Genomic DNA, 6,607 nt, shown 5'->3' on the forward strand with positions numbered 1-6,607 from the left:
GCTTCCTTCGAGACCGTTTCACCGGCCCCTCCGGGCTTTCCCTTCGTTGTCTCCAGCTTAGCAGATCCGATTTCCTTCTCTGCCACCCTCTGGAGCGGGTGTGCCGTCCGGCTTTCGCTTTTCGGCTTTTCCGACTCTATCAGACCGTTTCCGGCCTGATCCCCAGTCAGCGGGGCTTTGTCTTCCCGGCTGTTGGGCCGTTCCGACGTGTTGAACGTTAGCGGATCAGTGGCGCCCGATGCCAATCGAGCAATTCCGCAGATCCTCATTCCGAATGCGCGCACGAAAACGAGACGACTACTCGTCGTTCGTTCGGAGGCTTGCTTCGGGATGGCCGCCCGGGAACCGGTGCAGACTAACTGTTCACCAGCGGGCAACCCGGAGAACACTACGGATCGCGGACGCGGGTGTCAAACCGGGTCAGTCGAGGTCCTGCAGCCTGCCGCCGGCGTCGGGCTGGTCGGCTTCCACGCGGCGCAGAAGGCGGGTCAGCAGGTCGCCGAGGACGGCGCGTTCATCCGGGGCGAGATCCTGGAGGAGGTCGCCCTCGAAGGCGGCGGCCATGCGCATCGTCTCCAGCCACTTGCCGCGGCCGACGTCCGTGAGCTCCACGATGACGCGGACGCGATTGGACTCGTCGCGTTCACGGGTGACCAGGCCCTCGGAGACCATCCGGTCGATGCGGTGGGTCATCGCGGCGGGGGTGAGGCCGAGCCGCTTGGCGAGGTCGCCGGGGCCGAGCCGGTAGGGCCGGCCCACCACGACGAGGGCTTTGAGGACCTCCCATTCGGCGGCGGTGATGCCGACCGCCGACAAGTGGCGGCTGTAGCCCACGTGGAGACGCCGGTTGAGGCGGCCCAGTGCCGTGACGATCTTCTCGACCTGGGGGTCCACCTCGGGGAATTCCCGCTGGTAGATCGCGATCTGCTCATCGAGGTCCAGCTCCTGCGGGGAGTTGGACTGGCCGTCGCCTGCGCTCGTCATGGCACGAGTGTGCCATGGAACTCATTGGCCCTAAAGACTTGCGTTGTGTACTGTTCAACTTCGAACTTTACTGTTGAAGTCTTAGCGATCGAGGACTTCTGACCTAAGGGGTGAGTGTGAGCACCGCGATGGGCGCAGCGCTGCGCCGGATCCAGCTGGGCAACGCGCTGAGCGCGTTCGGCAACGGCTTCACCGTGCCGTTCCTGTTCGTCTATGTGTCGCAGGTACGCGGCTTGGGGGCGGGGACGGCGGGTGTCGTGCTGTCCGCGTTCGCCGTGGCGGCGCTGGCGGTGCTGCCCTTCACCGGGCGCACGATCGACCGGAACGGCCCGCTGCCCGTGCTGCTGGCCGGGGCGATGGCGTCCGCGGTGGGTGCGCTGGGGTTCGGTCTGGCCACGAGCGCACCGCTGGTGATCGCCGCCTCGGTGGTGATGGGCGCCGGTATCGCGGTGATGCAGCCCGCGCTGGCGACGCTCATCGTGTGGTGCTCGACCCCCGCGACGCGGTCCCGGGCGTTCGCGACGCAGTTCTTCCTGAACAACCTGGGGCTCGGCATCGGCGGCCTGTTCGGCGGGCTGCTGGTCGACACCGCGCGGCCGGGCTCGTTCACGCTGCTGTTCTCCGTCGAGGCCGCGATGTTCGTCGTGCTGGCCGCGGTGGTGGCCTCCGTGCGGCTGCCGAGGACGGTGCGGATGGAGCCGGCGCCGACGGAACACGTCCCGAGCGGCTGGCGGGCGCTGCTGGCGGACCGGGCGATGGTGCGGTTGTGCCTGCTGGGCGGGGTGCTGTTCTTCGCCTGCTACGGGCAGTTCGAGTCGGGTCTGTCGGCCTACGCGGTCGAGGTGACGAGGGTGTCGACATCGACGCTGGGCATCGCGCTGGCGGCGAACACCGCGGCGATCGTCGTCGCGCAGTTCCTCGTGCTGCGGCCGGTGGAGCGGCGCCGCCGCAGCCGGGTGATCGCGGCGGTGGGCGTGCTGTGGGCCGTGGCGTGGGTGGTCGCGGGACTGTCCGGGCTCGTGGCGGACGCGCACGGGATCGCCATGGCGATGCTCATCTCCACCTACGCGCTGTTCGGGCTCGGCGAGGCGATGCTGTCGCCGACGGTCGCGCCTCTGGTCGCGGACATGGCCCCGGAGCGCATGGTCGGCCAGTACAACTCCGCCTTCGCGCTGGTGAAGCAGCTCGCGATGGCTGTGGGGCCCGCGGTCGGCGGGCTCATGGCGGGTGCCGGGATGTACCCGCAGTACATCGTGATGCTGGTCGCCTGCTCGCTGGGGATCACCGTGCTGTCGCTGCGCCTGGGCCGCCGGCTGACGATCCACCAGGACGCGCCGCTGAGGGAGCCGGTGCTGGCCGCGTAGTCCGCCCTCAGGTGGTGGGGAGCGCGAACTCGCACCACACCGCCTTGCCGCCGCCCGGTGTGCGCCGGGAGCCCCAGGCGGAGGCGATGGTGGCGATGATGGAGATGCCGCGGCCGGCCTCGTCAACGGGTTCGGCGCGGCGGCGGCGCGGCAGGTGGTCGTCGCCGTCGGTGACCTCGATGATCAGCCGGCGGTCGGTGCGGCGCAGCCGCAGCCTCATGGGGGGCACCCCGTGCTGCAGCGAGTTGGCGACCAGTTCGCTCGCGGCGAGGACCCCGAGGTCGATCAGCTCGACGGGGAAGCGCCACGAGGTCAGGACGCCCTGCGCGAAGGCGCGGGCGCGGGGGGCCGCCTCAACGCCGCCCAGGAGTTCCAGCGACGCGTTGCGGAAGAGTTCGGAGCCTGTGCCCTCGCGCTGCGGGTACTGCATGACGAGGACGGCCACGTCGTCGGCGTGCTCGGAGGTGACACCGAGCGCGCGCAGCAGGCGGTCGCAGATCACCTGCGGGCTGCCGGTGGCGCCGGCCAGGGTGTTCATGAGGGCGGAGACGCCCTCGTCGATGTCCTCGCCGCGGCGTTCGATGAGGCCGTCGGTGTAGAGCACCGCGGTGGCGCCGGGGCCCAGCGGCACGGTGCCCGAGGTGTGGACCCAGCCGCCGGTGCCGAGCGGGGGCCCGGTGGGCTCGTCGGCGCGGTGCACGGTGCCGTCCGCGTCGCGGACGACGATCGGCAGGTGGCCGGCGGAGGCGTAGGACAGCCGGCTCTCGCTCGGGTCGTGGACGGCGTAGACGCACGTGGCGATCTGGGTGGCGTCGATCTCGGCGGCGAGGCCGTCGAGGAGCTGGATCACCTCGTGCGGGGGCAGGTCGAGGCGGGCGTAGGCACGCACCGCGGTGCGCAGTTGGCCCATGACGGCGGCGGCGCGCACGCCGCGGCCCATGACGTCGCCGATGACCAGGGCGGTGCGTCCGGCGCCGAGGGTGATGACGTCGTACCAGTCGCCGCCGACGGCGGCGTCGGTGCCGCCGGGCTGGTACGTGGCGGCGACACGGAGGTCGTCGGGCTGTTCGAGCTCCTGCGGGAGCAGACTGCGCTGGAGGGTGACGGCGGTCGCGTGCAGGCGGCGCTCGCTCTCCCGCAGGCGCTCGGCGGACTGCACCTGGTCGGTGACGTCGGTGGCGAAGACCAGGACGCCGCCGGTGTCGCCGCCGTCCTTCACCGGAACGGGGCTGCAGGTGATCGTGAAGTAGCCCTGCCGGGTGGCGGTGGCGACCTTGCGGGCCTTCACGGTGCGGGGTTTTCCGCCGCGGAAGACCTGGTCCATGAGGGGGAGCAGGCCGAGTTCCGCCAGTTCCGGCAGCGCCTCGCGGGCGGGCTCGCCGGGGGTGCGGGGGCCGAAGACCTCCGCGTACGCCTCGTTGACGTAGCCGAGGCGGTGGGCGGAACCGTGCGTGACCGCGATGAGGGCGGGCAGCCGCGCCAGCACCTCCCGTACGGGGAGTGCGTCGAGGGTGTGCGCCGGCGCGTCGGCGGGGTCGCCTGCCTGGCCGCGTGCCGCGGGGACCGCTCCGCCGGACGGGGGTTCGGTGCTCGCGGCCGCCGCCTGGGCATTGCGTCGTTGTGTTCCGGGGAGCCGGGCGCTCCAACGCGTGAGGTTCAAACGTCCGATTCCTCGTATTTGTCACTCTTTGCAGGTGCTGACGCACGGATGGTCACGGGGTCCAGTGTGGCCGACCCGCCGCTCCTGGGGAATCGGCGACCGCATCCGCACTGGTCGGTCAGGGCGCGTCGGGCTCGCGGCCGGCGCCAGCCGCCAGCTCGAACTCCGCGCGGGGGTTCTCCAGGGAGCCGAGCGAGATGATCTCCCGCTTGAAGAGTCCGGACAGGATCCATTCGGCCAGGATGCGCGCCTTGCGGTTGAAGGTGGGCATCCGGCTGAGGTGGTACGCGCGGTGCATGAACCAGGCAGGGTAGCCCGTGAGTTTGCGGCCGTAGACCTGTGCCACGCCCTTGTGGAGGCCGAGGGAGGCGACCGACCCCGCGTAGGCGTGACGGTAGTCGCTCAGGGGGCCGCCGCGCAGGCTCGCGACGATGTTGTCGGCCAGGACGCGGGCCTGGCGCAGAGCGTGCTGGGCGTTGGGGGCGCAGAGCGCGTCCGGGTCGTCGGAGGCGAGGTCCGGCACGGCGGCGGCGTCGCCCGCGGCCCAGACGTTGTCGGTGCCGTCGACCAGCAGCGTGGCGGCGCACCGGACGCGGCCGCGGTCGCCCAGGGGCAGGCCGGTGCGGGACAGGACGGGGTGCGGCTTGACGCCCGCGGTCCACACGATCGTGCGGGCGGGCAGCCGGGAGCCGTCGTCGAGGGCGACCACACGCTTCTCGCAGGACTCCAGCCGGGTGTTCAGCCGGACGTCGATGTTGCGGCCGCGCAGCTCGCGCACCGCGTACGTGCCCATGTCCTCGCCGATCTCGGGGAGGATGCGGCCGGTGGCCTCGACCAGGACCCATTTCAGGTCGTCGGCCTGGATGTTGTGGTAGTAGCGCACGGCGTGGCGGGCCATGTCCTCCAGCTCGGCCAGCGCCTCGACGCCCGCGTAGCCGCCGCCGACGAAGACGAAGGTGAGCGCGGCGTCGCGGACCTCCACGTCCCGGGTGGAGGACGCGATGTCGAGCTGTTCCAGGACGTGGTTGCGCAGCCCGATGGCCTCCTCGACGGTCTTGAAGCCGATGGCGTGCTCGGCGAGGCCGGGGATGGGCAGCGTGCGGGAGACCGAGCCGGGCGCGAGGACGAGGTGGTCGTACGGCATCGGAACGTCGCCGGAACCTTCCTCCTCGGTGGCGAGGGTGGCCAGCGTGGCGATCCGGCGGGCCGGGTCGACGCGCCGGGCCTCCCCGATGACCAGCGCGCAGCGGTCCAGGACACGGCGCAGCGGGACCACGACGTGCCGCGGGGAGATGGAGCCTGCCGCCGCTTCGGGGAGGAAGGGCTGGTAGGTCATGTACGGCTGCGGTTCGACGACGACGATCTCCGCCTCGTCGCGCCCCAGCTTCCGCTGCAGGCGCAGGGCGGTGTACATGCCGACGTATCCGCCGCCGACCACCAGGACGCGCGGGATCCCGGACTCCGGGCCCGCGCCGGACGGCTCCTTGAGTGCTGCCATCGTCCCATGAGGCAATGAGCCCTCGGGGTTTGTCCACAGGGCGTACGGCAATGAATGGCTGAATCCTGTTGAGCGGCAGGTCACGGGCGGGTTCCTGACCGGTGGGAAGTGCGTGCGCGGGGCTCCGGCGGCCCGGGTACTCCGATCGTGGGTAGGTTGCCCCTTCAATCTTGACCTGCCCTCAACTATGTTCGTATCCCGTCGGGGTGTCCCTGTGGCGAGTTGTCGCAGCGGCCCGGCGATCTTGGGGTGGGGAGTCTCCGGGGGGAGACGCGATTTCCGGGGGATACACATATGCATATTCAGGACCCTCATTGGGCTTCCGTGGCTTCGGTGGCGACTGCAGTCGATCCGGCCGGCCACACCGGCGGCGGGGGTGGTGGGGGCGGGGGCCGTACGTCCCCGTTGCGGGTCGACGCGCAGCGGAACCTGGAGCACGTGCTGCGGGCCGCGCGCGAGGTGTTCGGCGAGCTCGGCTACGGCGCGCCCATGGAGGACGTGGCGCGCCGGGCCCGGGTGGGCGTCGGCACGGTCTACCGGCGCTTCCCGAGCAAGGACGTGCTGGTACGCCGGATCGCCGAGGAGGAGACGGCACGGCTGACCGAGCAGGCGCGGGCCGCGCTCGGTCAGGAGGACGAGGCCTGGTCGGCCCTGTCCCGTTTCCTGCGCACGTCCGTCGCCTCGGGCGCGGGACGGCTGCTGCCGCCGCAGGTGCTTCAGGTGCAGCCGGCGGGAGCCTCCGGGACGGCCGAGGAGACGCGGGTGCCGCAGCAGCGCGGCGCGGCGGAGGACGCCGCGTCCGGCTCCGGGGTCACGGCGCTGCTGGAGGTCGTCGGTCAGCTGGTGGACCGCGCGCGTACGGCCGGTGAGCTGCGGGCGGACGTGTCCGTGGCCGACGTGCTGCTGGTGATAGCCACGGCGGCGCCCGCGCTGCCCGACGCCGCGCACCAGGCGGCCGCCTCCGCACGACTGCTGGACATCCTGCTGGAGGGCCTGCGGTCCCGTCCGGGTGCGTGACGCTGCCCCGTCCGGGTGATGGAGTGGGGTCCGGGGTGTGGCAAGTTCCCGGACGAGTGGGTGCGGTGTTTTTTGGGGCATCGG

5 protein-coding genes are annotated in these 6,607 nt (G+C 71.6%); 2 read left to right on the top strand and 3 right to left on the bottom strand.

Features of this window, described 5'->3' with window-relative positions:
* Positions 1-420: 420 nt before the first annotated feature.
* A complete protein-coding gene (locus ACFWVC_RS36675; RefSeq protein ID WP_384298001.1) occupies positions 421-984 on the bottom strand; it encodes a MarR family winged helix-turn-helix transcriptional regulator in 564 nt (187 codons plus the stop codon).
* Positions 985-1,100: 116 nt separating this feature from the next.
* Here ACFWVC_RS36675 and ACFWVC_RS36680 point away from each other — a divergent pair, with 116 nt between their 5' ends.
* Positions 1,101-2,348, top strand: a complete 1,248-nt coding sequence (locus ACFWVC_RS36680) for an MFS transporter (protein WP_384298004.1) — start codon at positions 1,101-1,103, stop codon at positions 2,346-2,348.
* A 7-nt stretch (positions 2,349-2,355) separates the two neighbouring features.
* Here the strand turns inward: ACFWVC_RS36680 and ACFWVC_RS36685 are convergent, their stop codons facing one another.
* Complete coding sequence (locus tag ACFWVC_RS36685; protein WP_384298006.1) at positions 2,356-4,008, bottom strand: SpoIIE family protein phosphatase; 1,653 nt, start codon at positions 4,006-4,008, stop codon at positions 2,356-2,358.
* Between the two features lie 118 nt (positions 4,009-4,126).
* A complete protein-coding gene (locus ACFWVC_RS36690) occupies positions 4,127-5,506 on the bottom strand; it encodes an NAD(P)/FAD-dependent oxidoreductase (protein WP_384298009.1) in 1,380 nt (459 codons plus the stop codon).
* Between the two features lie 294 nt (positions 5,507-5,800).
* Between ACFWVC_RS36690 and ACFWVC_RS36695 the strand changes: the two genes are divergently transcribed.
* Complete coding sequence (locus ACFWVC_RS36695) at positions 5,801-6,523, top strand: TetR/AcrR family transcriptional regulator (protein ID WP_384298012.1); 723 nt, start codon at positions 5,801-5,803, stop codon at positions 6,521-6,523.
* The last annotated feature ends 84 nt before the right edge of the window (positions 6,524-6,607 follow it).

This window comes from Streptomyces sp. NPDC058691 (assembly GCF_042714775.1).
GTDB lineage: Bacteria > Actinomycetota > Actinomycetes > Streptomycetales > Streptomycetaceae > Actinacidiphila.

What these genes read in the sequence shown, in the direction of transcription:
- ACFWVC_RS36675 (WP_384298001.1), bottom strand. Translation starts at nt 984, where the DNA reads ATGACGAGCGCAGGCGACGGCCAGTCCAACTCCCCGCAGGAGCTGGAC.
- ACFWVC_RS36690 (WP_384298009.1), bottom strand. Translation starts at nt 5,506, where the DNA reads ATGGCAGCACTCAAGGAGCCGTCCGGCGCGGGCCCGGAGTCCGGGATC.
- ACFWVC_RS36695 (WP_384298012.1), top strand. Translation starts at nt 5,801, where the DNA reads ATGCATATTCAGGACCCTCATTGGGCTTCCGTGGCTTCGGTGGCGACT.